Origin of the sequence: Streptomyces griseoruber (assembly GCF_001514205.1) — a bacterium.
GTDB lineage: Bacteria > Actinomycetota > Actinomycetes > Streptomycetales > Streptomycetaceae > Streptomyces > Streptomyces griseoruber.
Genome location: NZ_KQ948784.1, coordinates 1 through 25,689, shown reverse-complemented (window position 1 = coordinate 25,689; position 25,689 = coordinate 1). Strand labels below are relative to the sequence as shown.

Below are 25,689 nucleotides of genomic sequence, written 5' to 3'. Positions count from 1 at the left end.
CAAAGCGGTGAGCGCGTTACGCCCTTCACCCCGGGGCCACCCTGAGCTTCACCCTCCCCGTGCCGCCCGGCCCATCACGCGGCCCGGCTCCCCCCTTTTCCCGCTCCTCCCCCGCAAAAGCCCATCACGTGTCCGTCCCCCACAGAACATTCGGTGGCCCCGTGAACCTCACCTCGGCCTTGCCGGCCCATCGATCACCCCACACGAGTGAGACCCCGGCCGAACCCCTGGTGGGCAGATCCACCTTGCTCTCGGCACTGATCCGTCACATCCCCGGGACCGACTCCGGACCACCCCCCGGCGTCATGCTGACGGGACCGATCGGGGTCGGCCGCAGCGCGTTACTGCGGGCCTTCTGCGACCTCGTGGGGCCCTGGGCGTCCGTCCTGAGCGCCGGCCCGCTGGACGGAACCTGGTACGACGCGGTCGGAGCCGTACGCGGCGACGCGGCCCTCCCCCGGTCCCCGCTCGGTGGCGACCCTTTGTCGTGCCATCAGCTCCACGAGACGGTGGTGAAGCTCTGCCGACGCGGGCCCGTGGTCCTGGCCATGGACGACGCGCACCTGCCGCGCCCCCGGTCGCTGCGCGCACTCGACTACGTCCTGCGCAGATCCGTCGGGCTTCCGCTGCTGCCGGTGATCACGGTGCCCCCCGTCTCCGAGCCACCGGCCCTCGCCGCCCTGCTCACCCACCACACCTGGACCGCACTGGAGTTGAGACCCCTCAACGGCGCGGACATCACCGAACTGCTCTTCCAGAGGCTGGGACACGAACCCTCTGCCGCCCTGCTGCGCACCTGCGAGGAGCAGTCCGAGGGCATACCCTCGGCGGTCCACGCGTTCGTCGCGCGCCACACCGGCACAGCCGGCGCGCCGGGCGAGGAGACAGGAGGGGACCGCACGACGGCGCAAGGCGCCGGACCGCTGCCCTCCTCCGCCTCCGCCGTCCTGTCCGCGGTGGCCGTACTGGGATGCGCCGAACCGGAACTGGTCAGCGAACTGATCCGCATGCCGCTCCCGACCGTACGACGGGCTCTGGACCATCTCGCCGAACGCCGGATCCTGCCGCTCGGCGGTACGCGAGCCGGATCCGGCGGCCCCGCCGGCGCATTGCCGGCCGGCCTGTCGAGCGACGACCTCATTCCGCTGTACGCCCGCGCCGCCCGGCTGCTGGAGGACGCGGGCCGCCCGCCGACCCAGGTGGCGCACGTACTCCTGCGGATCCGCTACGGAGCCGCACCGTGGATGCTGGAGGCTCTCTACAGCGCGGCCCTGGCCACCGACTCACCAGGGGCCGCCGTACGGTACCTCTCCCACGCGCTGGACATCGGTGCCGGGGAGAACACCCGCACGCTCCGCCGGATCAGGGCCCTGCTGGCCGACACCCTCAGCACCATCGCACCGGACCTGGCCGTCCACCACCTGAACACGCTGCTGGCGAGCAGCACCGACGGACACGAACTCGCAGAACTCGCCCTGCGGTACGCCGACACGCTCGTCCTGCTCGGCCGCGGTGACGACGCGGCACGGCTGCTCGCCGACGTGCTGGACCGCCGGGCCCCGCAGGTCGTCGTTCCGAAGGAGTGCCGGGCCGCCCTGGAATCCGCCCTGCTGCTCAGCGGAGCACTGGGTCCAGGGACCGTGGACTGGGTCAAGGAACGCCTGCGGACGTCGAGCGAGCCCTGCGACAACAGCCCCGGCATCCGTCGGCTGCGGCTGGCCCGCGCCGCGCTGTCGGTGCTCAGCGGCCGCCCCGTGCCCGAGCACCCCGGCGTCACTGCCGTCGGCTCGCCCGGCACCGCGCTCGACGACCTGTCGCTGATCGCCTCCGCCGTCGTCGCGAACCTCGCCGACGACAACACCACGGCGCTCGGCACTCTCGACCGGCTCCTCGGCAACCCGCTCCGCGGAGAACTCGACCCCAGCCGGATCCAGGCCCGCACGGTCCGGGCGCTGGTGCTGAGCGCGACCGGCGACCTGCCCGCAGCCGAACGGGACAGCCACCACGCCCTGGAACTCGAGCGCCGACGGGACGACGGCCCGGCCGTCATGTCCGCCGTCGTCTTCGCCTACGTCCTCGCCCAGCGCGGCACCATCGCCGCCGCCGCAGCGGTCCTCTCCGAGGTCGGCTGCGCCGACCTGCGACGGCTGTCCTACATCCACCCCCTGTACTGGTGGGCGACGGCGGCCGTGCGACGGGCCCACGGCGACCTGCGCGGCGCACTGGTGGCCCTGCGCGCCGGCGGCCGGGCACTCGGCCCCCAGAGTGCCGAGTCCCCGCTGGTGCTGCCGTGGTGGCTGGAGGCGGCCGGTCTGCTGACGGAACTGGGCCGTCCGGCCGAGGCACGGCAGGTGGCTGCCCAGGGCGGCGCCCTCGTCGCACGTTCCGACACCCCGCGCGGCGCCGGACTGACCCTGCTGGCCCACGGGCTGGCCACTCCGGGCCGTGCCGGACACCGGCTCCTCGACGAGGCCTGCGCGCGCCTGGCCGAATCCCCCGCGCGGTTGCTGCGGGCACGCGCCGAGTACGCGCTGGGCGCCGCCCTGCTCGACGCCGGCGACCCCCTGGCCGCCCGGCCCCGGCTGCGGACCGCGCTGGACCTGATGATCGGGTGCGGGGCGGGCAACGCCGCGAAAGGCATCCGGCTCCGGCTCGCCGAGGCGGGCGGGCGACCCCGTCAGCTCACCGACCGCCCGGACGACGCTTTGACGGCGCGGGAGCGCAGGGTCGCCGCGCTGGCGATGGCCGGCCGTTCCAACCGCGAGATCGCCGAGACGCTCTACATCACCCGGCGTACGGTCGAACTGCACCTGACCCACGCCTATCAGAAGCTCGGCGTGAGCGGCCGGGAGGATCTCGTCGGCGTCCTGCGCACCGCCTCCGGAACCCTCGCGTCCCCGGCCGGTGACGGACAGGGATGAGCACCACACCGGACCGCCGGACGGCATCCTCCAGTCCCTTCCTGCTCAAGCTGGCCTCCCTGGACGGCTTCACGCCGCTGTACGGGCGGGAGGCCGAACAAGCGGTGCTGCTCCGCATGATGAACCGGCTCGCCGTCGGACATCCCGGCGTGACGGTGATCCACGGCGCCCCGGGCTCCGGACGCAGCCGCCTACTGCGGCGTGGCATGGCCTTCGCCCGGGCCGCGGGTGTCCAGGTGCTGACCGCGCTGGGCACGGCCCCGTCCTCGCCCGCCCCGTACTCCTTCGTACGACAGCTGCGCCCGAGCCGGTCCCCGGCGGGCGGCGCGGCCCTCGCCGGAGAGCCGTCCGCGGAGGACTCCGTACCGGGGTGGTGCCGTTCCCTGATGGCCACCGCGCACCGGCCGACCCTCGTCGCCCTGGACGACATCCAGTGGGCGGACCCGGAATCCGTGCAGGTCATCGCGGGACTGCTGCGGAGGCTGGCCTCGGCACCGCTCGGGGTCCTGCTGACCGTCACCAGCGCCCAAGGCGAGTTCCCCGACGCCTGCGCCGGACTCCTCGACCAGGTGGCCGCCTCCCCGGACAACCGAGGGCTGCTGCTGGAACCCGGGCCGCTCGGCGTACCCGAGTTCCACGCGATGTGCACCGCGTCGGGGCTGCCCGTCCCCCCGGCGTCGGACGACGCCTGGTGGGAAGGCGTCAGCCACCTCACCGGCGGCAGTCCCTGGGTGATGCTGCGCTCCATGGACAAGCTGCGCCGCGATCCCGCCCTGGTGTCCGCCGTCGGACTGCGGTCGGCACTCTCCCAGGAGATCGAGGCCGCGAACCGGGACCGGGCGACCGAGTCGGCCGCCAGGCTGGCCGCGGGTCCGCTCGCGCTGCTGCGCGCTCTGGTGATCTGCCGGGGGCTGTTGCCGGTGGAGCGGGTCGCGGCTCTGGTGAAGCTGGACGAAGCCGACGTCCCGTTCTCCATAAGGACGTTACGGGTAGAGGGACTGATCGGCGCCGGTGATCCACCGCGGGTGAGGATGACGGGGTGCACGGCCGGTCTGCTGGCAGGTCTGGCGGGCGACGAGCGCAAGCGGTTGCACGTGCAAGCGGCCCGCTGGGCGGCTCACCGTGACGCCGACGAGGAGACGCTGGCCGGGCTGCTGCTGAACACCGTGCCCCTGGGCGATCCCTGGGTGCCGTCGCTGCTGCGCCGCACCGCCCGTACCCTGCTCGCGCGCGGCCGGCACACCGAGGCGGTCGAACTGCTGGAGCGGGCGTTGCGCGAGCCGCTCAACCCGGCGGAGCGCGCCGAAGTGCTCCTGGAGGCCGCCGAGTCGTACACGATGACCGCGCCCGAGGCCGCGGACCGCAGGATCGCGGAACTGCTGTCCGGGGCGCAGGCGCGTCCGCACGTGCGCGCGGCCGCCGCGGACCTCCTGCTCAGCCGGTGCGAACCCCAGGCCATGCTGCCGGTGCCGTACGGGGCGTGTGACGCGGAGCCGACGGAGCTCCTCGGGGTGGAGGCCCGAAACCGGCCGACGGACGCTCCGCGCCCCGGGCCGCCCACGGCGCCCGGTGCCAAGCCGCCGGCCCGCCGTGAACCGGATTCCCCTGTCCGTTCGACCGTGCTCGCCGAACAGGCGTGGCGGCAGACGGCATGGGGCCACGACGCGGCCGCGGTACGCGAGATCTGCCGGGAGGCCCTGCGGGCGCCGCTGGACGAAGCGCTGTTCCCCCGGTTCACCGCCTGCTGCGCGTTGTCCGTCGCGGACGCCCACGACGCGGCGCGTGACGCGCTGGACGTCGCCCTCGCCGAGGCCGGACGCCGCCACAGCCCCGCGCTGGTGATGTGGGGGCGGCTGCTGCGCGCCCAGCTCAACCTTCAGGCCGGTGCCCCGGACACCGCCGCGCACGACCTCGCCGCCTGCCGTTCCCTGGCGCCGGCGGAGGTCTGGGATCCCACCCGGCTCACCCTGCTGCGGTCGTTGGAGATCCGTCTGCTGGTGGCGCGGGAGCGGTACGCGGAGGCCAACCGGCTGGCCCACGAGGAGCTGAAGCCCGGTGCCGAGGAGAGCGGCGCCTGGACCCATCTGCTCTACGCCCGCGCACAGTTGTACCTCTGCCAGGGACGCCCCCGGAAGGCGCTGGCCGAGGCCGAGGAGTGCGGCCGGCGCATGGCGGCCCGTGGGTGGGCCAATCCGGGGTTGGTGGCCTGGCGTTCGCTGGCAGCCCTGGCGCACCTGGGCTGCGGTGGGCACGACCGGGCGGCGGAGCTGTTCGCCGAGGAGTCGCGGCTGGCCGGACGGTGGGGGACCGACTCCGCGCTGGCCTGGACCGACCTGCGCCGTGGCCTCGGCTCCCCGGCGCCGCAGGCGGCACGGCTGACCGAACAGGCGCTGCGTCGGCTGGGCTCCACGCCCGCGTCCCGGCGTTTCGTCCAGACCGTGGTCGCCCGGGAGGCCGCCGGAGCGCGCTGCGGGGCACGGGCGGACACCGCGTCGAAGGAATCCGGGAAGCAGGGCGGCGGGACTCCGATGGGCCCATGACTCTTCACACTCGACGCACCTCGCATCCACCCCACAAGCTCCATCACACCGCGCAAGGAGGCCGCTGGCATGCTGCTTGAGCGGCAGAACGAACTGAAAGTGGCGGCCGAGGCCCTCCGGCTCGCCGCACACGGCAATGGATCCATGGTCGTGATCAGCGGACCGCCCGGAATCGGCAAGTCGGCCGTCCTGTCGGAGATCGGCGAACTCGCCGCGCGCCTGGCCACCGGCCCGACGGCCGGGTCGGCGGCGATTCCCCGGCCTCTGGTGATGCGTGCCTACGCCGCCCCCGCGGAACGCTCCTTCGCTCTCGGTGTCGCCCGGCAACTGCTGGAACCGGTGGTCAAGTCCGGGAATTTCGTGGGCAGATGGTGCTCGGGACCCGCGCGGCCCGCGCTCGCCTTCCTGCAGGGCGACCCGGAGTCGCCCCGGCAGCACACCGCGACGACGGTGCGGGCCCTGTTGTCCCTGGTGGAGAACATGAGCCAGGCCCGCACCCCGGTCCTGCTCATCGACGATCTGCACTGGGCGGACGAGGGCACACTGGACTGGCTGGACCAGCTGGTGCAGCTGGTGCCCCACCGGGGGATCCTGGTCGCGGCGACGATCTGCGAGGGAGAGCCCGCGGCGGAGCCGCCCGGTGTCCGCGCCGTCGCGGCCGCCGAGCACACACTGGCCCCGGCCCCGCTCGGCACGGCCTCGGTCGACACCCTGATCCTGGAACGCCTGGGCGTACCGGGCGACGCGGAGTTCACAGCCGCGTGCCAGGACGCCACGCGCGGGAACCCGCTGCACCTCGTGTCGCTGCTCCAGGAATGCCGGTCCCGCGGCATCGCCCCGGTGGCGGCCGGGGCGTCCGAGGCGACCACGCTGGCGCCGCCCGCGTGGCGCCGGCGGCTGATGCTGAGTCTTCAGGAACAGCCGCCGTACGTACTGGCCGCGGCGCGTGCGTTGCAGGTCCTCGGGGACGGTGCCGACCCTCAGGTGGTGGGTGAGCTGGCCGGACTGGACCGGGTGGACCGGCAGGCCGGTCTGTGGCGGCTGCGCCGGCTGGCGCTGGTCGTCCCCGAGGGCACCACTCTGCGGCTGGCGCATCAGACGGTGCACGAGGTGATCGAGGACGCCATGCCGCCGGGCGAACGCAACCGCCTGCACCTGAGAGCCGCCGCGCTGCTGCGCTACCGGGGCGGCACACCCGAGCAGGTGGCCGGCCATCTCCTGGCCAGCACCGCCCCGTTGGACGAGGAATCGGTGGTGGCGCTGCGCCACGCCGCCGAAGCGGCCGGGCGACGCGGGGCCCCGGAGACGGCGGCCCGCTACCTGCGCCGGGCGCTGCTCGACGTCCCGCCGCACAGCGAGGCACGGGCCCTGCTGCTGGTGGAACTGGCGACCGTGGAGCGCAGTTTCGCACCGTCGGTGGCCGTCCGGCACATCACCCAGGCGCTCCCGTTGCTGCCCGGCGCCCGGGCCCGCGCCGAGGCACTGCTCGCGCTCACCCCGGTGGCAACCGGTGCCTTACTGCTGTCGCTCGGGGACGCGATGCGGCAGACGGCACGGGAACTGACCGCCACGGAGACGCGGCCGGCCGACCGTCGTCTGCTGGAGCTGCGCCTGGAGGCCCGGCTGCACCATCTCTGCGACCTCGATCCGTCGGTGCTCGCGTCGGCCGCGGACCGGCTGGCCGGGCTGGGCGGGCGACCGGAGATGGCGCACCTGGGGCAGCGGGAGTTGCTGGTGGCGCTGACGTACACGGCGACGGTCTCCGCCGCGCTGCCCGCCGCGCAGGTCAGGACGCTCGCACACCGGGTCCTGGAACACGAGCCGGCGTGCGCGGCCCATGTGCACACCATGGTGCCGCTGGTGGTACCGGTCGCGGTCGCCGCGGACTCGGTCACGGGACTGATGTCCTGGCTGGACACGGCCCTGGCCGACGCGGAACGCCGGGGCGGACGGCTGGAGCAGTCGGTGGTGCTCAGCGAACAGGCTCTGGTCCTGCTCGCCCAGGGCAGAGTGACGGCCGCGCGGGAACGGGCGGTGCGGGCCGTCTCGGTGTCCGGCCCCGAGGAGGCGAGCACCCTCTCGATCATCGCTTCGACCATGGTGGCGCTGCGGACCCGCGAGCCGGACCTGGTCGATGCCCTGCCGGAGCGGATCCGCGGCATGCACGAGAACTGTGTGCTCGCCGGACTGCTCACCGTGGTGCGGGGCATGAAGGCGGAGCGGCGGCATGAGCCGGGGATGGCCGTGGAGCACTTCCTCGACGCCGAATACGCCCTGGACCGGGCGGGTTGGCGGAATCCGGTCCTGGCACCGTCGGCGTACTGGGCGGCGCGCACGCTGCACCGCATGGGCGAGTCCGAGCGGGCCGAGCAGCTGTCCGAGCGGCACCTGGAGCAGGCGAGGGCATGGGGTGCCCCGTCGGGCCTGGGCCGCGCCCTGGCGCTCCAGGCCGCCGTGACCGGCTCCTCCTCGGCGCCGAGGCTGCTGCGAGAGGCCGCCGGGGTGCTGGAGAAGTCGGCCGATCTGCTCACGCGGGCGTCGGTCCTGCTGCGGCTCGCGGAGGCGGTGGCACCGCGTCATGCCGCGGAGGCGGAGGCGGCGCTGCGCACGTCCTACGAGCTGGCCGTCGAGTGCGGGGCCATGCGGATCGCGGCCCGCGCACAGGAGATGCTGGGACCGGCGGCGGTCGGTGTCCCGACGCGGGGGCGGCTGACGTCGACCGAGCGGATGGTGGCGCAGATGGCTGTGGAAGGTCTGACGAACCAGGCCATCGCCGATGCCCTCGGGGTCTCCCGACGGGCCGTGGAGAAGCACCTGACGAACTGCTACCGCAAGATGTCGACGTCCGGCCGTTCCGGGCTGGCGAGCGCGCTCGAGGACGCGGGCCTGTTCGAACCGGCGGGCGCGTCGGCTCCGCCCGCCGAAACGATCCGCCCTCAGGGGGCGGCCTGACCGCGGGGCGGGTCGAGGCCGACGGGCGAGCGCACGGACCGGAGCGCCGGTCAGCTGTCCCGCAGCGCGGCCCGGGCGGTGAAGTGCTCGTCGAGCACCTTCAGCACCTCTGCGGCACGGCTGTTGAGGTAGAAGTGGCCGCCGGGCAGGACCCGCAGGTCGAAGTCCGCGGTCGTGTGCTTCTTCCAGTCCCCGGCCTCGTCGATCGACGTCTTGGGGTCGCTGTCGCCGACGAGCGCGGTGACCGGGCAGCCCACCGTGGCGCCCGGGTCGCACCGGTAGGTCTCCACGGCCCGGTAGTCGCCGCGCAGCGCCGGCAGGATCATGCGGATCAGTTCCTCGTCTCCCAGCAGCCGGTCGTCGGTGCCGCTCATCGACTTGATCTCGGCGATGATGCCGTCGTCGTCGCGGCGGTGGACGTTCTCGTCGCGGTAGCGGGAGGGAGCACGCCGGCCGGAGGCGAACAGCCGTACCGGACCGCTGTCCTCCCGCTCGAACCGCCGGGCGACCTCGAAGGCGACCAGCGCGCCCATGCTGTGCCCGAAGAAGGTCAGCGGGCGGTCGTCCCAGCCACGCAGCACCTCGTGCACCTGGTCGGCGAGCGTGCCGATGTCGTCGATCAGCGGCTCGTTGCGCCGGTCCTGACGGCCGGGGTACTGCACGGCGACGACGTCGACGCGCGGGCTGAGCGCGGTGGCCACGGGGAGGTAGTAGCTGGCCGAGCCGCCGGCGTGGGGGAAGCAGACCAGGCGGTGGGCGGCGTCGGGGGCCGGGTCGAACCGCCGGCACCACAGTCCGTCGTCTGCGGGGGAAACACTCACGCTGTTCGTCCGTCCTGTGTCAGCGGGTTTCGGTGGGCTGGATCACGGGTGTGCTCCTCAGGGGGTGCCGCCACTATCCGGCACCGCCGGGCCGTCCTGGCCGTGGCGGCCCGAAGTCTGGGCGTTTCCCCTGTCCTTGGGGCTGTGGGACGGCTGCGCGTTGCGCGGCGGGACGGCGCGGTGGCATAAAGCTGAGCGCCGGACGCGTATCCGAGGCTCCGGACCCCCAGCGAGGAGTTCCCATGCCCAGCACCACGGATCCACGGCCCGCCTCGGGCGCAGCGCGCAAGCGGTGAGCCGAGTCACGGGCGGCAGGCTCTTCGCGGTCAGTGACCTGCATGTCGCCTACGAGCGGAACCGCGCCGTGGTGCGGCAGCTGCGCCCGTCCGATCCCTCCGACTGGCTGATCGTCGCCGGTGACCTCGGGGAACTGACGGCGGACGTCGAGTGGGTGCTGCGGCTGCTCGCCGAGCGGTTCGCGACCGTGGTGTGGGTGCCGGGCAACCACGAGCTGTGGACACACCCCGACGATCCGGTGCCCCTGCGCGGCGAGGCCCGCTATCGCAGCCTGGTCGAACTGTGCCGGTCGCTGGGGGTGCTGACCCCGGAGGACCCCTACGTCCAGTGGCCGGGACCGGACGGGCCGGTGGTGATCGCGCCACTGTTCCTGCTGTACGACTACTCGTTCCTGCCCCCCGGCGCCACCGGTACCGCCGACGCGCTGGCCCGGGCGGAGAAGGCCGGGGTGGTGGCCACCGACGAGTTCCTCCTGCACAGCGACCCCTATCCGGACCGGGCGGCCTGGTGCCGGGCACGGGTGGCGTACACGCGGGAGCGGCTGGACGCCTGTCCACCCGACCTGCCGACCGTGCTGGTGAACCACTTCCCACTGGTGCGCGAACCCACCCGCATCCTGCGGTACCCGGAGTTCGCCCTCTGGTGCGGGACCACCGCCACCCACGACTGGCACCGGCGCTACCGGGCGGCCACCGTCGTCTACGGCCATCTGCACATCCCGCGCACCACCTGGCACGACGGGGTGCCGCACCGCGAGGTGTCGCTGGGCTACCCACGCGAGTGGGAGGCCCGCGGGATGCCCGATCCGTTGCTGCGCGAGATCCTGCCGCGGCGAGGTGTCCGGTGACGTCGCTGATGCGCGGCCTGCTGCCGGATGCGGTCGAAGTGACCGAGGTACGCGCCGAGTTGACCGCACCGCCGCTGTTCCCGGAGGAGGCGGCGGTGGTGGCGCGGGCTGTCGACAAGCGCCGGCGCGAGTTCGCCACCGGCCGGCGGTGCGCCCGTCTGTCGCTGGCCGCGCTGGGGCTGCCCGCCGCACCGCTGCTGCCCGGCCCGCAGGGTGAACCCCGCTGGCCCGCCGGGGTGGTCGGGGCGATGTCCCACTGTGACGGGTACCGGGTGGCGGCGGTCGCCCGCGCCACCGATCTGGCGGCGCTCGGCGTCGACGCCGAGCCGGCGGCCCGGCTGCCGGACGGCGTCCTGGAGGCGGTGTCGCTGCCCGAGGAGCGCGCCGATCTCGCCCGGCTGGGGCGCGCGGCACCGCACGTGCCCTGGGACCGGCTGCTGTTCAGCGCGAAGGAGTCGGTCTTCAAGGTGTGGTTCCCGCTCACCCGCCGACCGCTCGGGTTCGAGGAGGCCCGGCTGCGCTTCACCCGGGAGCGGGACCTCGCCGGTGCGGCGCGTGGCACGTTCGAGGTCGGGCTGCTGGTGCCGTTGCCTCCCGAGTTCGCCGGTCCGGTCGGCGGCGCCGGGCTCACCGGTCGATGGCTGGTGGCCGAGGGACTGGTGCTGACCGCGCTGGCCCCCGCCGTGCGCCGCGCGGGCGGGGGACCGGACTCCTTCGAGCCGGCCGGCCGGGCCGCGGCCCGGCCGGTTCCGGCTCACCCCGCACACGATGGTCCGCACCCGTCGAACCGATGACGATCCGATGGAGAGGCAGCGATGCCCCAGCTCAACACGACCGGCCCCGAGTCCGACACCGATGCGCTCCTGGCCGCGCGGCTGGCTGTCTCCGCGACGGCCACGGGCGGCGAGGTGATGTCCGACGTCGAGTTCTTCGACTGGTTCGACCAGCGCCGCCGCAGGCACAGCCAGGTGGTGCGCCGCACCACCTTCGGTGAGATGTCCGGCTGGGACTTCGTCCCGGGCAGCGGCGATCTGGCCCATGGCAGCGGGCGGTTCTTCACCGTGCGCGGCATGCGGGTGCGCACCGACTTCGGTCCCGTGGCGGAGTGGACCCAGCCGATCATCAGGCAACCGGAGATAGGCATCCTCGGTCTCGCGGTCCGGGAGACCAACGGGGTGCTCCACTGTCTGATGCAGGCGAAGTCCGAGCCGGGCAATGTCAACGGCGTACAGCTGTCCCCGACCGTGCAGGCGACCAAGAGCAACTACACCCGGGTGCACGGCGGTTCGTCGGTGCCCTATCTGGACTGCTTCCGGGAGCCGGAGGCCGGGGGCCACCGGGTGCTGGCCGATGTCCTCCAGTCCGAGCAGGGCTCGTGGTTCTTCTGCAAGCGCAACCGCAACATGATCGTCGAGGTCGGTCCCGAGGTGGAGGCGGGCGAGGACTTCTGCTGGTTGACGCTACGTCAGGTCAACGCGCTGCTGCACTACGAGAACCTGGTCAACATGGACGCGCGCACGGTGCTCTCCTGTCTGCCGGACTGGCACCACGGGACCGGCCCGGCCACCGGCATCCACTCGGACGTGGCGATCCGCAGCTGGATCACCACCCAGCAGAGCGAACGGGAGGTCAGCGCCTCCCTGTTGCCCCTGAGCGAGGTGGAGGGGCGGGACTGGTTCCGCGCCGAGGACCGCATCTCCCACAAGCAGGGCCTGTTCTTCAGCATCGTGCCGGTGGACGTCCTGTCCAACCGGCGTGAGGTGACGTCCTGGTCGCAGCCGCTGCTCGAACCGCACGGCATCGGGGTGTCGGCGATGCTGGTGCGCCGGATCGACGGCGTGCCGCACTGTCTGGTGCAGGCCCGGGTCGAGCCGGGTTATCTGGACGTCGTCGAACTGGGCCCCACCGTGCAGTACACCCCGGAGAACTATGCCCATCTGCCCGCGTCGGACCGCCCCCGCTTCCTCGATCTGGTGACCGGGGCTCGCCCGGAGCAGGTGCTGTTCGACACGGTGCTGTCGGAGGAGGGCGGCCGGTTCCTCAACGCGCAGAACCGGTACCTGATCATCGAGGCGGACGACGGCGTCCCCGCCGAGGTCCCCCGCGACTACCGGTGGGTGACGTTGCGTCAGCTGGGCGAGCTGCTGAAGTACAGCCACTACGTCAACGTGCAGGCACGGACGCTGGTCGCGGCCCTGCGCAGTGTCACGGGACTCCCGTCCGGCCCGTCCGGATCGGGAGTCCGCGGAATCGGGGCCGTCTCCCCGAGCCGGGGAGGCAGCCGTGCGGATCATCGGTGACGGCTTTCTGGCCCGCAACCTGACGGAGGCCTTCGGCGACCGCTTCCCCGACGTGACCACGATCGCCTCCGGGGTCTCCAGCACGGCCACCACCGCCGTGTCCGAGTACGACCGTGAGGCGCGGCTCCTCTACGAGGTCCTGGACGCGTGCCGGCTGGACGGCCGGCGGCTGCTGTTCCTCTCCACCGCCTCGTTCTCCCTGTACGGCTTCACGGACGACGAGGTGAGCGAGACGGGTCCGCTCCGGCCGCCGACCGCGTACGGGAGGCACAAGCTGGCGCTGGAGAGCGTGGTGCGCTCCTCGGGCGTCGAGCACCTGATCCTGCGGGTGAGCCACGCCGTGGGCCGTCATCAGCGGCCGCACCAGTTGCTGCCCACCCTCGTGCGGCACGTCTCGGAGGGTGAGGTGACGGTCCATCAGGGAGCGCACCGCGACCTGCTGGACGTACGGGATCTGGCGCACGCGGTCGGCAGACTGCTGGAGGACGGAGTCCACGGCGAGGTGGTGAACGTGGCCTCGGGAGTCCCGCAGTCGGTGGACGCGGTCGTGACCGCCATCGAGGAGCGTCTGGGCGTCACGGCCCGGCGCGTGCACCGTCCCGGCCCGACCGCCGTCACGCGTGCGTCCGTCGAACGACTGCGGCGGCTGGTGCCGGACTTCCGCACCGCGATCCCGGATCAGGACTACCTGGGCGCGTTGCTGGACGCGTATCTGCCGTACTACACCGCCCAGCCGCGGGATCTCGCGGCGCTGCCCGCCCGGTGACCGTGCCGCGACCCGCCCCGCGACCCGCCCCGCAACCCGCCCCGCAAAACTGGGAGAACCCCTAGACATGTCCGCACGGGCACAGGCTGGAAGCGGTGGCTCCGCCTAGCGTGGACACATGATCGAGCTTGCGGGAGTGACCAAACAGTACGGCGAGAAGGTGGTGGTCGACGACCTGACCTTCACCGTCCGACCAGGCTGCGTCACCGGATTCCTCGGCCCCAACGGAGCGGGCAAGTCCACCACGATGCGGATGATGCTCGGTCTGGACCGTGCCACGGCGGGCCGCGTTCTCATCGACGGCGAACCCTATGCCCGGCTCAAGGAACCGCTGCGCCGCATCGGCGCGCTGCTGGACGCGAAGGCGATGCACGGCGGCCGCAGCGCGTACGACAACCTCAGATGCCTCGCCCTCAGCAACCGCATACCGCTGGCGCGGGTCGACGAGGTGCTCCAGGAGGTCGGTCTGGGCGAGGTCGCCAAGAAGCGGCCCAAGGGCTTCTCCCTCGGCATGGGGCAACGGCTCGGCATCGCCGCGGCGCTGCTCGGCGATCCGGAGATCGTGATGCTGGACGAGCCGGTCAACGGTCTCGACCCGGAAGGCATCCACTGGATCCGCACGCTGATGAAACGGCTGGCGGCGGAGGGCCGTACGGTGTTCGTCTCCAGCCATCTGATGAGCGAGATGGCCCTGACCGCGGATCATCTGGTCGTCATCGGCCGCGGCAGGCTGCTCGCCGACACCGGCATGCAGGAGTTCATCGACCGCAACTCCCGTTCGTCCGTGCGGATCCGCACCCCGGAACCGGAGAAGCTGCGGGACGCGCTCGCGGCGGCCGGCATCACCGCCACCGAGCAGGCCTCGGGTGTGTTCGAGGTGACCGAGGCCCCGGCCGAGCGGCTCGGGGAGCTGGCCCTGGAGCACCACGTCCTGCTGCACGAGCTGAGCCCGCAGCACGCCTCCCTGGAAGAGGCGTTCATCGCCCTGACGGGTGAGGCGGCCGAGTACCGCACGGGCACGTCCGCCACCGCCACCGCCGACGCCGCGTCGAGCGCCGGCCCGGACGCGCCGCAGACCACCGGAACGGAGTCCTGATCCATGTCCGCACCGACCGCGACCCTGCGCTCCGAGTGGGCCAAACTCACCACGGTCCGCTCCACGGGATGGACCCTCTTCGCCGCCTTCGTCGTCACCGTGGCCTTCGGTACGCTCGTGAGCGCCCTGTCCAACTCCGACTACGACAGCCTCTCGGAGCAGGAGAAGCTCTCCTTCGACGCCGCCGGGACCAGCTTCACCGGCGGCCTCCTCGGCCAGTTGGCGATGATCGCGTTCGGAGTCATGGTGATCGGCTCCGAGTACAGCACCGGCGCGATCCGCAGCTCACTGGCGGCGGTCCCCCGGCGCGGCGTCTTCTACCTCAGCAAGGTCGCGGTGGCGACCGGTGCCGCCCTGGCCGTCAGCCTGGCCACCACCTTCGCCACCTTCTTCGCCGGGCAGGCCGCACTCGGATCGCACAGCACCACGCTCGGCGCGCACAACGTACTGCGGGCGACGTTCGGCGCGGCGCTCTACATGACGCTGATGGCCGTGTTCTCGATGGGCGTGGCCACCATGCTGCGCAGTTCGATGCTGTCCATGGGCATACTCATGCCGTTCTTCTTCCTCATCACGCAGATCCTGGCCTCGGTGCCCGGCGCCAAGAAGGTCGCTGAGTACCTTCCCGACCAGGCCGGTGCGGCGATGGTGCGGGTGGTGCCCAAGTCGGACCTGCCCTACGGGGCGGGAGGCGGGTTCGTCATCATGCTGGCGTGGGTGGCCGCGGCGCTGCTCGGCGGGTACCTCGTGCTGCGCAACCGGGACGCGTGAGCCGGAGCCCGGCAGAAAGAAGACCCGGCGCCACGAGGACGTGGTGCCGGGTCCCGCGTTCTCCGGGCCGCCGCCGCGGTGCGGGCGCCCGGGGGCGTCAGGCCCGGGCCCAGTCCGGGATCTCCAGGATGGTCAGCACGGCCGACGTGGAGACCCAGCCGGCCGCCGATGTCGTCATCAGGATGTTGTCGCCCGGGGACACCAGCCCGTTGACGAGCAGGTGGTTCAGGGAGACCGCCATGTCGCAGGCGCCCATGTGACCGTATTCCTTGCCGAAGTGGGCGGTGGAGCGCGACATCGGCAGGCCCAGCGGCTGCATCTTCGTCTGCTCGACCATGAGGGAGTCGCTGTTCGCGGCGACCACCCATCGCAGGTCCGAGGCGTTCAGCCCCGCGTCCACCAGCGAGCGGTGCACCAGGTCCAGCTCGAAGTCGCGGATCATCTCCATGCACTTGTCGAGTGGCATCACGTGCTGGTTGAAGTACATCAGCAGTTCCATCGTGCCGGAGGCCTTGCGTTCCTCCCCGCGGAACGGCAGCAGCGACTCCTCCCCGCGGTGCCACTGCTCCAGCTCCGGCATGGTGCCGGAGTTCACCGCCCGCAGCGCCGCGAACCCGCCCTCGCCGCTGAGCAGGACGGCGGCGCCCCCGTCGCTGGCGGTGAACCCGGTGCCGAAGCCACGCCACCGGTCGATGAGCGGGCTGGTGAAGTTCTCCGCCGCCGTCACCAGCGCGGTCTCGGCACCCGCGGCTCCCGTCAGCTGCCCCACGGCGACCTCGATGCCGGCGAGCAGTCCGTTGGAGTGCTGGCGCACGTCCGTGCTCGCCACCCCGCTCGCGCCCAGCTCGCGCAGCACGTAGCCGGGCGGGTAGAACCCCTCCGGGCCGTGCTGCACGGCGGTGCAGTGGACATGGAAGTCGAGGTCGTCGATCTCGTTTCCGGAGCGCCGGAACGCGTGCCGGGCGGCGAGCACGGCCATGTCGAGCGCGGGCAGGTCGCCCGCGATGTAGGCGGCGGTGAGCCCGGTGGCGTACTGGATGGAGAAGTCGTCGTAGAGCCCCTGCTCGACGGCCTCCTCGACGGTCACCCGCTGCTCCGGGATGCAGACCCCGACCGTGTCGACGTAGACGCCGTTCGTCTTCATCTGTGGCTGTTCTCCTTGCGTGTCGTGAGGGATGTCGTGTCGGACGTCGGGCAGGTGACGGACGGGGAGGACCGCATCACCGGCGCAGCAGCTCTTCCTTGAGTCGCTTCACCAGCAGTACGGGGGTGTCGGCCTCGAACAGCAGGGCGGCGGGCAGCCGCAGCCCCGTGGTCTCGCGCAGCCGGTTGCGCAGGGCGAAGGCGGTGAGCGAGTTGAGGCCGATGTCCCGGAAGGCACGGGTGTCCTCGACGGCCTCGGGCGAGGAGTAGTCGAGCACCGCCGCGACGTCGGTGCGCACGAGGTCCATGAGGACGGTGTCGCGTTCGGCGTCGGCGAGCCCGGCGAGGCGGCGCCGGAGCATGCTGAGCGCACCCGCGGATCCCTGGCCACCGGCCCGGCGCCGGGCCGGTGGCCCGGCCAGGCCCCGCAGCGGCGCCGGCAGGCCGGCGTCGCCCGTGCGTCCGAGGAGGGTCCCGGTGTCCGGGCGCAGCAGGACGGCGGTGGGGGCGCCCTGCGCGCACGCGGCGTCGAAGAGGTCCCGGCACGCGGTCCGGGGCAGCCGTCCGACTCCCGCGGGCGCGGCGCTCGCGGCGCGGTCCTGACCGTCCCAGGGGCCCCATGCCACCGACAGCCCGGGCAGCCCCGCGGTACGGCGGCGCCGCGCCAGGGCGTCGAGGAAGGCGCCCAGGGCGGCCTCGTCGCCGTGTCCTGCGGCTCCCAGCGTGCCGGCTGCGGACGAGAGGAGGATCAGGGGCACCGCGGTGGAGCCGGTCCGACCGGGCGCCGTCAGCTCGGCCAGGTGCAGGGCCGCCAGCATCTCCCCCTCCAGCGGATCTCCCTCCGGTGCCGCCGCGTCGTCCGTCTCCCGGCGCTGCGGCACCTCGGCCGCGTGCACGACAGCCGTCAGCGGGTGTGCGGCCGGCACCGACGCCAGGAGGGCTGCCAGCGCCTCACGGTCGGTCGGGTCGCACGCGGCGAGGGCCACCTCGGGGCACCGTTCGGCCAGTTCGCCCCTGAGCAGGATCTGCTCCTCGCCGGGCGCCGGGGCGACGAGCAGCAGACGGCGCACCTCGCGCCGCTCTGCCAGGTGCCGGGCGATCTCGGCACCGGCAGGCCGGTCTGCGCCGGTCACCAGGACGGTCCCTTCCGGGTCGGTCGGCAGGGCCGGTCCGTCGGCGGTGGCGGTCACGGCGGCCAGCCGTGGGACGCGTACCGCTCCCTGGACCAGGGCCAGTTGCGGCTCGGGGAGGGCCAGCGCCGCCGGCAGGGCCCGCCAGGAGGCGCGCTTGCCGTCCAGATCGGCCAGCACCAGCCGGCCCGGCTCGGCCAGTTGGGCGGAACGGATCAGGCCCCACACCGCGGCGACCGCCGGGTCCGGCGGCCGGGTGCCGTCGTCGGCGAGTGAGCCACAGGTCAGGACGACGAGCCGGGTGTCGGCGAAGCGGTCGTCGGAGAGCCACTCCCCCGCCACTGCGGCCACGCGCCGCACCGCGGCGGCACCGGTGGTGTCCCCGGGCTCGGGCACACCGCCGACGAGGACCGCCTCGGGCGCGGCCGCGCCGGAGTCCAGCGCCTCGGCGAGCGCGGCCAGGCCGTCGTACGCCTCGGTGTAGACGCCCGCCCTCATCAGGGCCGCGCGGGCCCCGAGCGGATCGGGACCGACGAGCGCCCAGCGGGGCTTCTCCGTGGGGGCCACGCACCCGGTCGCGGGCCATTCCAGCCGGAACAGCGGGCCGTGCTGTGCGGTGCGGGCGCCGGTGAGCCGTGCCGGGTCGGCGGCGCCGAGCCGTATCCCGCCGATGGACACGACGGGCAGCCCCGTTTCGTCGGCGGCCTCGACGGCGACGGTGTCGCTCCCGGTACGGGTCAGGCGGACGCGCAGCGTCGAGGCGCCGACGGCGTACAGCGCCATCCGGTGCCAGGAGTCGGGCAGCGACGGCCCGCCGGTGCCGGTGGTCTCCCGCGTGGGAGAAAGGGTGCGCAGGGCGGTGTCCAGCAGCGCCGGGTGCAGGCAGTAGGAGGCTCCCTCCGGCCGCTGTCCGGCGGTGAGGGCGACCTCGGCGAACAGGTCGTCGCCGCGCCGCCACAGGCCCCGCAGGCCACCGTCGGCCGTGACGGGCAGGCCGGTGAGGTCGGCGGGCTCGGCGTCGGCGGGCGGCCAGAGTTCCAGGTCGAAGGAGGCCGGGGCGGCTCCGGGGCGCAGCACCGCGCGGGCGTGGCACGTCCAGGGGGTGCCGGGCAGGGCGCCCGCGCGCCGGGAGTGGACGCGCAGGATCCGTTCCCCTGCCGGATCCCCCTCGCCGACCGTGACACGCAGCTGGACCTCGTCCCGCTCGGGCAGGACCAGCGGGACCTCCGACGTCAGTTCGACGATGTGGTCGCAGCCGACCCGTTCACCGGCCTGGACGGCGAGTTCGACCAGCACCGACCCGGGCACGGCCTCGGTACCGGCGGCGGGCCAGTGCTGTAGGGCGCGGGACAGCGCGCCGGTCAGCACCAGCCCGCCCGGCTCGGGCAGTTCGACGACCGCGTCCAGCAGCGGGTGGCGGTCCGCCGGACCTGTGGTGGGAGCCCCGGCGCCGGGGTGCGGCGCGGAGGCCATCCAGTAGTGGCGGCGGTGGAAGGCGTACGTCGGCAACGGGATCCGGCGTGCTCCGGTGGGCGCGAGCACGGCGTTCCAGTGCACGTCGACGCCCCGGACGTGCAGCTGCGCGAGGAGGGTCACGAGGCCGGGCGTGTCCGGGCCGGTGAGCGGCAGCAGGTCGGCGCGCGCGTCGGTTTCGGGGCCGTCGTGGGCCGGCTCTCCGCCCTGGTCCGGCGCGCCGAGGACGACCAGCGTGCGGTGGCCGCTGTCCAGCAGTGCTCGCAGGGCCTGCTCGGGCCTTCCGGGATCCCGCGCGAGGCCTGCGGCCCACTCGGCGGCGCCGGTGCCCTCCGCGTCGAGCCAGCCACCGGTCGTGGCCGAGCAGAACGGCGTGCCGGCGCGCCCGAAGCCGACCGGCGGCAGGTCCTGCTCCGTCGTCCGGCTGTGGTGCACGGCGAGCCGGGCGCCGGTCTCCAGCGGGAGCAGCCCGGCGGCACAGGCCGCCGCGATCTCGCCGAGTCCCCGGCCGGTCACCGCCGCGGGCTCGATGCCGTACGAACGCAGCAGCGCCGTCACCGCGACGGCCACCGCCCAGCCGAGCGGTCCGGCGATCTCCGGCCGGTCCTTCCAGCCGGGGGCGGTGTGTCCGGCCAGGACGTCGGCGGGGGTCCAGTCGACGAGCCCGGACAGGGCCTGTCCGCAGGCCGCGAGGGTCTCGGCGAACACCGGGGCGGCGTCGGCCAGCGGCGCGGCGCCCGCCGTCCACCGGGCGTCGGCGTCCGGGAAGGCGAGCACGACGGCGGGTTCGGCGGAGCCGGTCGGGGCGGCGCCGCTGACGACGGGGGTGTCGGGCTCGGTGCCGTCCGCCAGGGCCTCGAGGACGCGCAGTGCGGTGTCACGGTCGGAAACGGTGAGCACCGCCCGGTGTTCCAGGGCGGACCGGGTGGTGGCGAGCGACAGGGCCACGTCCGCCAGCCTCGGCGCCGGCTCCTCCGCCAGGAAGGCGTGCAGGCGGGCTGCCTGGCCGCGCAGGCCCTCGGCGCTGCGCGCGGACAGCGGCAGCGGCAGCGGCAGCGGGACGCCGCCGGGCGGCTGGGGAGCCCCGGTCCGGGCGCCGTCGGCGGTCCGGGCATCGACAGGGGTGTCGGTACCGCCGAGGGCGTCGTCCCCGTCCCGGGGCGGCTCTTCGATGATGACGTGGGCGTTGGTGCCGCTGATGCCGAAGGAGGACACACCGGCCCGGCGCGGGCGGTCACCGGGGGGCCAGGCCACGTCCTCACGCAGCAGTTCCACGGCGCCCGCGGACCAGTCGACGTGCGGGGAGGGCGGGTCGGTGTGCGGGGTGCGGGGCAGGACCCCGTGGCGCATCGCCATGATCATTTTGATGACGCCGCCCGCACCGGAGGCCGCCTGGGTGTGACCGACGTTGGCCTTCATCGAGCCCAGCCACAAAGGCCGCTCACGGTCCTGCCCGTAGGTGGCGAGGACCGCCTGGGCCTCGATCGGGTCGCCGAGCGGGGTGCCCGTGCCATGGGCCTCGACGGCGTCCACGTCGGCGGCGCGGAGTCCGGCGGAGCGCAGCACCTGGCGGATCAGCCGCTGCTGGGCCGGTCCGCTGGGTGCGGTCAGTCCGTTGGAGGCACCGTCCTGGTTGATGCCGCTGGCGGCGATCCGGGCGAGGACCGGGTGACCGCGCCGACGGGCGTCGGAGAGCCGCTCCAGGAGCAGCAGGCCGACGCCCTCGGCCCAGTTGGTGCCGTCGGCGTCGGCCGAGAACGGCTTGCACCGGCCGTCGGCGGCGAGGGTGCGCTCCCGGCTGAAGGCCACGTAGGGGTCCGGCTGCGACATGACCGCCACTCCTCCGGCCAGCGCCAGGTCGCACTCCCCGGCGCGCAGTGCCTGAGCCGCCAGGTGCAGGGCGACCAGGGAGGACGAGCAGGCCGTGTCCACGGCCACCGAGGGACCTTCGAGACCGAAGGCGTACGACACCCGGCCCGCGGCCACGTTGCCGGCCGTGCCCATCTGCATCCCGGAGGCGTAGTCGTGATAGGTCACGCCCGCGAACACGCCGGTACGGCTGCCCTTGAGGGAGACGGGTGCGATCCCGGCCCGCTCGAAGACCTCCCAGGAAGTCTCCAGCAACAGCCTCTGCTGCGGGTCCATGGTGAGCGCCTCGCGCGGCGAGATACCGAAGAGCTCGGCGTCGAACTCGCCCGATTCATAGAGGAATCCGGCTTCACGGACATAGGTGGTGCCGGGGCGGTCCGAGTCCGGGTGGTACAGCGCGTCGAGGTCCCAGCCGCGGTCGGTCGGGAACGGGCCCAGTCCCTCGGCACCGGCGGCGACCAGGCGCCACAGCGCGTCGGGGGAATCGGCTCCGCCGGGGTAGCGGCAGCCCATGGCGACGATCACCACCGGGTCGTCGTCGGGTGCGGCGTGCTCCGGGTGGTCGGGGGTGTCGTCGCCGTCGGTTCGTTCCCCGCCCAGGCCCAGTTCGGTGGCCAGGTGCCGGATCAGGGCGCCGGAGGTGGGGTGGTCGTAGACGAGGGTGGCGGGCAGACGCAGTCCGGTCTCCTGACCGAGCCGGTTGCGCAGGTTCACGGCGGCGAGCGAGTCGAACCCCAGCTCCTTGAACGGCTTGTCGGAGCCGACGAGGTCGGCGCTGTCGTAGCCGAGGATCGCGGCGACCTGACCGGTGACGAGTTCGGCCACCGCGCGGTGCCGCCGGGCCCGGGGCAGCGAGGCGAGCCGCCGGGCGAAACCGCCGCCCTCGCCGGCCGCGTCGGTCGCGCCGCGCCGGACGGTGACGCGCAGCAGTCCGCGCAGCAGCGGGGGAAGTTCACCGGCTTCGGCGCGGGACCGCAGGGCGCGCGGGTCGAGACGCATCGCGAGCAGCAGCGCCCGGTCGGCGGCGGTGCCGGCGTCGAACAGGGACAGTCCCCGCTCGGCGGAGAGGGGAACGACTCCCTGGGCGGCCGTTCTCGCGGTGTGGGCGGGGTCCAGTGCGGCCGTCATGCCGCCGAAGCGCTCCCACGGCCCCCACGCCAGTGAGGTCGCGGGCAGTCCGGCCGCGCGGCGGTGCCGGGCGAGGGCGTCGAGGAAGGTGTTGGCGGCGGCGTAGTTGGCCTGGCCGGGATTGCCGAGCAGACCCGCCGCCGAGGAGAACACCACGAAGGCGGACAGGTCCGCCTCCCGGGTCAGCTCGTGCAGATGGGCGGCGGCGGTGGCCTTGGCGGCGAAGACCGTGGCCAGTCGCTCGGGCGTGAGGGAGGTGAGCAGGCCGTCGTCGAGGACACCCGCGGTGTGCACCACCGCGGTGACCGGGTGCTCGTCCGGCACGGCGGCGAGGAGGGCGGTCAGCGCGGGGCGGTCGGAGACGTCGCACGCCTCGACCGTCACCTCGGCGCCGAGCGCGGTCAGTGCGTCGCGCAGCGCGATCGCGCCCGGTGCCTCGGGCCCGGACCTGCTGACCAGCAGCAACCGCCGTACGCCGTGGTCGGCCACCAGATGCCGGGCGGTCAGGGCGCCCAGTCCGCCGGTGCCGCCGGTGATCAGCACCGTGCCCTCGGGCCCGAACCCGGGCGGCGCTCCTTCGGCGGGGCGAGGCGCGCGCACGACTCTGGGCGCCAGCAGCACTTCGCCACGGACGGCGAGTTGGGGCTCCTCGCCCTGGAGAGCGGACAGCGGGAGGAACTCGGGCGTGTCACGGTCGACGAGCAGGAAACGGCCGGGGTGCTCCGACTGGGCCGTGCGCACCAGTCCCCAGACGGGGGCGTGGGCGAGGTCGGGTACGCGGTCGTCGGGTGCGGCGGCCACGGCGTGGCGGGTGAGCACCGCCAGCCGGGATCCGTCGAGGCGCTCGTCGGCCAGCCACTCCTGGAGGGCGGCCAGGACGGCCGCGGTGGCGTCCTGGGCCGCGGCGGCGAGGCTCGTGCCGTCGTCGGGGCAGTCGGCGGAGGCGACCGGCAGCAGCACGGTCGTGGGCGCCGCGGTGCCCTCGTCCAGGGCGGCCCGCAGCGCGGCGAGGTCGTGGTGGACCCGGACGGGGACACCGCGTCCGGCGAGGTGGGCGGCGAGCGCCGCGCCATCCGGGGCGAGCACCGCCCAGTCGCCGTCCCCGCCCGCGGCCGGTCCCGTGCCGGCTGCCTGCCCGGACACCGGTGCCCACTCCAGCGCGTACAGTCCGTCGGCCTGCGGCTCGGCGACCAGCGCCGAGACGGCGGGGAAGGACAGGGAGACGGAGTCGGCGGTGGCCAGCGCCCTTCCGTGGGCGTCGGTCAGGGTGAGCGAGACGCGGTCGGTGCCGGCGCCCGTGACCCGCAGCCGGGCGGCGACCGCTCCGGTCGCGTGCACGGTCACGCCGTGCCAGCCCCGTGGCAGCGCGACGCGGCCCTCACCCGCCTCGGGCGCGGCCCACAGGGCGGTCTGCGCCGCGGCGTCGAGCAGCACGGGATGGAGGCCGAAGGCGTCGGCGTCCGCCGGGCGCGGCTCGTCCGGGACGGCGAGTTCGGCGAAGAGCTCGCTGCCGCGCCGCCACAGGGCCCGCACCGCCCGGAAGGCCGGGCCGCAGGAGTGGCCGCGCAGCGACAGCAGGTCGTACAGATCCTCCACGTCGACGGGTTCGGCCTGCTCGGGCGGCCAGACGTCGGTCCCGGACCCGTTCCCGGCGGGCCGGGCGGTGGTGGTGGTCAGGATGCCCTCGGCGTGGCAGCGCCAGGGCTGGTCGCCCTCGTCGTCGTCCGGCCGGGAGTGGACCGTCACCGTGCGCCGTCCCGTGTCGTCGGCGGCTCCGACCAGGATCTGCATCCGGACCCCGCCCCGTGGGGGCAGCGGCAGTGGTTCCCGCAGGGTCAGCGTCTCCAGGGCGGTGCAGCCGGCCTCGTCGCCCGCCCGCACGGCCAGTTCGACGAGGACGGACTCGGGCAGCAGCGTGCTGCCCGCCGTCTCCCGGTCGGCGAGCCAGGCGTGGGAGCGCACGGACAGCCGGCCGGTGAGCAGGACGCCACCCGCGTCGGCGAGTTCGACGGTGGCGCCGAGCAGTGGGTGCCGCGCGGCACCGAGGCCCGCCGCCCGGACTCCGGCGGCGCCGGACGGTGCGGCGGGCAGCCAGGCGCGACGCCGCTGGAAGGCGTAGGTCGGCAGCGGTTCCTGCGCCGGGGCGGGAGTGCCCGGGTCCATGTCCGTGCCCGCGCCCGTGCCCGTGAGGAGGCCGCTCCAGTCGACGGCGGCGCCCCGGGTGTGCAGGGCGGCGAGGGCGGTCTCGAAGGCACGGGGTCCGGGCTGGTCCCTGTGCTGGGCCGGAACGGCGAGCACCTCCTGCTCGGCCGGCAGGCTCTGCGCCGCCAGGGCGGACAGGGTGCCGTCGGGGCCCAGTTCCAGGCAGCGGGTGACGCCGAGGTCGGCCAGGGTGCGCACACCGTCGGCGAAGCGGACGGCGTGCCGGACGTGCCGCACCCAGTACTCGGGGGCGGTCAGGTCGTCGGGGTCGGCGGGGCGGCCGGTGAGGTCGGAGACGACGGTCAGGCGCGGCGGGTGGAACTCCACCGACTCGGCGACCCGCCGGAAGTCGCGCAGCATCGGTTCCATCAGCGGCGAGTGGAAGGCGTGGCTCACGCGGAGCGCGGTGGCGCGATGGCCGTTCGCCCTGGCCTGTTCCGCGATCTCCCCGACGTCGGCGGCGACACCGGCGATCACCGTGGCGCGGGGGGCGTTGACGGCGGCGATGCCGACCCGGTCGGCGCGCCCCTCCAGCAGGGGCAGTACCTCGGCCTCGGGGAGCTGGAGGGAGAGCATGGCGCCGCCCTCGGGGAGCGCCTGCATCAGCCGCCCGCGGGCCGCCACGAGCCGGCACGCGTCGGCGAGGGACCACACCCCCGCCACGTGCGCGGCCGCCAGCTCGCCGACGGAGTGGCCGAGGACGACGTCGGGGCGTACGCCGAGGGACTCGGCGAGCCGGAACAGGGCGACTTCCAGGGCGAACAGGGCGGGCTGCGCGTACTCGGTACGGTTCAGCAGGTCGGCGTCCGTGCCGAACACCACGTCCTGCAAAGGGCGTTCGAGGGTGGTGTCGAACTGGGCGCACACCTCGTCGAAGGCGTCCGCGAACACCTCGTACGTCTCGTGGAGTTCCCGTCCCATGCCGGGGCGCTGGGAGCCCTGCCCGGCGAAGAGGAAGGCGGTCCGGCCGCTTCCCGGGGCGGAGCCGGTGACGAGGCCGGGCCGGGCGTGGCCGGCGGCCAGGGCGTCCAGACCGTGCAGCAGGTCGTCGCGGTCGGTACCGAGCACCACGGCTCGTTCTTCGAAGACGGACCGGGTGGTCAGCAGTGCGGCGGCGGTGCGCGCCGGATCGGCGGCCGGGCGGGTCCGTACGAAGTCGGCAAGCCGACGGGCCTGTTCGCGCAGCGCGGCCGGGGTACGGCCGGTGACCAGCCACGGCACGGCCGCGGACGGCAGGCGCAGGGCCGGCGGGGCGGGAACGGAGGCGTCGGGGTCTTCGGCGGGCTCCTGGGGGGCCTGCTCCAGTACGACGTGGGCGTTGGTGCCGGAGACGCCGAAGGCGGAGACACCCGCCCGGCGCGGACGGTCCGCCGCCTGCGGCCAGTCGGTGGTCTCCTGGAGCAGCCGGACGGCACCGGCCGACCAGTCCACCT

At 74.1% G+C, this 25,689-nt stretch carries 12 protein-coding genes; 9 read left to right on the top strand and 3 right to left on the bottom strand.

Annotation, left to right across the window (positions count from 1 at the left end):
* Positions 1-59 precede the first annotated feature (59 nt).
* From AQJ64_RS39650 to AQJ64_RS39640, 3 genes are all read left to right on the top strand, one after another.
* A complete protein-coding gene (locus tag AQJ64_RS39650; RefSeq protein WP_342342306.1) occupies positions 60-2,921 on the top strand; it encodes a LuxR C-terminal-related transcriptional regulator in 2,862 nt (953 codons plus the stop codon).
* Positions 2,918-5,461: an ATP-binding protein gene (locus AQJ64_RS39645; protein WP_059203428.1), complete on the top strand. Its 2,544-nt coding sequence runs from the start codon at positions 2,918-2,920 to the stop codon at positions 5,459-5,461. Before AQJ64_RS39650 ends, AQJ64_RS39645 begins: the two co-directional genes overlap by 4 nt.
* A gap of 69 nt (positions 5,462-5,530) precedes the next feature.
* Positions 5,531-8,413, top strand: coding sequence for an AAA family ATPase (locus tag AQJ64_RS39640; RefSeq protein WP_055638641.1), 2,883 nt, complete (start codon positions 5,531-5,533; stop codon positions 8,411-8,413).
* A gap of 50 nt (positions 8,414-8,463) precedes the next feature.
* On the opposite strand, the gene AQJ64_RS39635 is transcribed toward AQJ64_RS39640, so the two are convergent.
* The gene (locus tag AQJ64_RS39635; protein ID WP_055638640.1) at positions 8,464-9,234 is read right to left on the bottom strand and encodes a thioesterase II family protein; all 771 of its coding nucleotides are present in this window, start codon (positions 9,232-9,234) and stop codon (positions 8,464-8,466) included.
* Positions 9,235-9,526: 292 nt separating this feature from the next.
* Here AQJ64_RS39635 and AQJ64_RS49895 point away from each other — a divergent pair, with 292 nt between their 5' ends.
* The 6 genes from AQJ64_RS49895 (at position 9,527) to AQJ64_RS39605 (ending at position 15,311) form a co-directional block, all read left to right on the top strand.
* Positions 9,527-10,378: a metallophosphoesterase family protein gene (locus AQJ64_RS49895; RefSeq protein ID WP_055638639.1), complete on the top strand. Its 852-nt coding sequence runs from the start codon at positions 9,527-9,529 to the stop codon at positions 10,376-10,378.
* A gap of 5 nt (positions 10,379-10,383) precedes the next feature.
* Entirely contained in the window at positions 10,384-11,172 is a 789-nt protein-coding gene (locus AQJ64_RS49890; protein WP_055638644.1) for a 4'-phosphopantetheinyl transferase family protein, read from the top strand.
* 21 nt (positions 11,173-11,193) lie between these two features.
* Positions 11,194-12,678 (top strand): NDP-hexose 2,3-dehydratase family protein, encoded by a 1,485-nt coding sequence (locus AQJ64_RS39620; protein WP_063788877.1) that lies wholly within the window; start codon positions 11,194-11,196, stop codon positions 12,676-12,678.
* Positions 12,662-13,444, top strand: coding sequence for an NAD-dependent epimerase/dehydratase family protein (locus tag AQJ64_RS39615; RefSeq protein WP_055638638.1), 783 nt, complete (start codon positions 12,662-12,664; stop codon positions 13,442-13,444). Before AQJ64_RS39620 ends, AQJ64_RS39615 begins: the two co-directional genes overlap by 17 nt.
* 118 nt (positions 13,445-13,562) lie before the next feature.
* The gene (locus AQJ64_RS39610; protein ID WP_059203427.1) at positions 13,563-14,540 is read left to right on the top strand and encodes an ABC transporter ATP-binding protein; all 978 of its coding nucleotides are present in this window, start codon (positions 13,563-13,565) and stop codon (positions 14,538-14,540) included.
* 3 nt (positions 14,541-14,543) lie between these two features.
* Positions 14,544-15,311 carry an ABC transporter permease gene (locus AQJ64_RS39605; RefSeq protein WP_055637614.1) on the top strand — a complete coding sequence of 256 codons (768 nt, stop codon included), beginning with the start codon at positions 14,544-14,546 and terminating at the stop codon, positions 15,309-15,311.
* Between the two features lie 97 nt (positions 15,312-15,408).
* On the opposite strand, the gene AQJ64_RS39600 is transcribed toward AQJ64_RS39605, so the two are convergent.
* Both AQJ64_RS39600 and AQJ64_RS39595 read right to left on the bottom strand, forming a co-directional pair.
* The gene (locus AQJ64_RS39600) at positions 15,409-16,455 is read right to left on the bottom strand and encodes a ketoacyl-ACP synthase III family protein (RefSeq protein WP_055637613.1); all 1,047 of its coding nucleotides are present in this window, start codon (positions 16,453-16,455) and stop codon (positions 15,409-15,411) included.
* Positions 16,456-16,531: 76 nt separating this feature from the next.
* A partial coding sequence (locus tag AQJ64_RS39595; RefSeq protein WP_059203426.1) for a type I polyketide synthase occupies positions 16,532-25,689 on the bottom strand: 9,158 nt, incomplete at its 5' end.

Excerpts from the sequence above, each read along its gene's own strand:
- AQJ64_RS39645 (WP_059203428.1), top strand. The coding sequence starts at position 2,918 with ATGAGCACCACACCGGACCGCCGGACGGCATCCTCCAGTCCCTTCCTG.
- AQJ64_RS39600 (WP_055637613.1), bottom strand. The coding sequence starts at position 16,455 with ATGAAGACGAACGGCGTCTACGTCGACACGGTCGGGGTCTGCATCCCG.
- AQJ64_RS39640 (WP_055638641.1), top strand. The coding sequence starts at position 5,531 with ATGCTGCTTGAGCGGCAGAACGAACTGAAAGTGGCGGCCGAGGCCCTC.
- AQJ64_RS39610 (WP_059203427.1), top strand. The coding sequence starts at position 13,563 with ATGATCGAGCTTGCGGGAGTGACCAAACAGTACGGCGAGAAGGTGGTG.
- AQJ64_RS39605 (WP_055637614.1), top strand. The coding sequence starts at position 14,544 with ATGTCCGCACCGACCGCGACCCTGCGCTCCGAGTGGGCCAAACTCACC.
- AQJ64_RS39620 (WP_063788877.1), top strand. The coding sequence starts at position 11,194 with ATGCCCCAGCTCAACACGACCGGCCCCGAGTCCGACACCGATGCGCTC.